This is a genomic window from Sporotomaculum syntrophicum, assembly GCF_009932395.1.
Classification (GTDB): Bacteria; Bacillota; Desulfotomaculia; order Desulfotomaculales; family Desulfallaceae; genus Sporotomaculum; species Sporotomaculum syntrophicum.
Map to the genome: position 1 here is coordinate 1 of NZ_LSRS01000023.1, position 1,122 is coordinate 1,122.

General features: G+C 43.1%; 2 protein-coding genes. Both read right to left on the reverse strand.

Translation table 11 applies throughout. The features are described from left to right. On the reverse strand, positions 1-786 hold a 786-nt coding region (locus tag SPSYN_RS15465), incomplete at its 3' end, for an IS91 family transposase (protein ID WP_161823381.1). After that, on the reverse strand, positions 783-1,122 hold a 340-nt coding region (locus SPSYN_RS15470; protein ID WP_161823382.1), incomplete at its 5' end, for a tyrosine-type recombinase/integrase. The genes SPSYN_RS15465 and SPSYN_RS15470, both read right to left, overlap by 4 nt.

Sequence of the window (1,122 nt, forward strand, 5' to 3'; positions counted from 1 at the left end):
GTTAGAAATAGCGATTCGATGGGTATACCTCCCCAGATATTGGACAACAGCTAAAGGACCGGAAAAGGTCTCTTTTGTATAGGTATACCAATCTTTGGCATAACATTGATCGAGTAAGTTTTTGAATACCTCTGGGTTTCGGTATGTCTGCGCATTCTCATAAAAATTGAGTAAGTTTTGGTGGTAGTATTGCTTTAAATGGTATAGATATTTGCCACGGAATTTTTTAGCCAGTACCTTTACGGGAATAAAGAACTTCTTGCTGCTGCTATGCCACTTATTGTGTTTAGTTAGCCCGCCTGCCAATACGACTGAATGAATGTGCGGGTGATAATGTAAATCCTGGCCCCATGTATGCAGCAGAGAGAAAAAACCGATCTGTGCTCCCAAATATTTGTTATCCTGGGCAAGCTCAAAAAGAGTTTCAGCAGCCGCCTTGTACATCAAACCGTAAAGCAGTTCCTGGTTTTGATAAATCAGTGGCTGCAGTTCTTGCGGTACCGTAAATACTACATGAAAGTAAGGAGCGTTAAGTATATCTTTGATCCTTTTATCCACCCAGATGACTTTATTAATGCCCTGGCACATAGGGCAGTGCCGGTTACGGCATGAATTGTAGTGCACTACAGTGTGACTGCATTCATCGCATTCAGAAATATGACCACCTAAGACAGCGGTTCGGCAGCCCGTGATGTCTCTAGATGCCTTGGCCTGCTGTGGGGATGGGGCAAAGCTTTTTTTGTACTGAGAATAAAATTGAAGAAAAACATCCTGTATGGTAATCATTTTGTATCACCATAACCGGTGTCAAGGGGGCTTTTAACACCCATAAGGCTTTTCGATGTCATATGAAGGTATGTCATCGTAGTCTGAATACGCTTATGTCCCAGCATTTGCTGGATGAAAACGGGATCGACTCCGTTTTCTAAGGCGTGGGTGGCAAAGCAGTGCCGCAGTGTATGGGCAGAAATGTTCTTGTCCAGTTGCAGCCGATTCCGTAATTTTATGAGGGTGTTCTTGATGGTCTTAACGTGAATATGCTCATTTTTGTTTTGCCCTGGGAAAAGCCAATCATTGGGCTTATAGCTTTTAGGAGAAAAGCTAGACCGGAAATACTCTCGG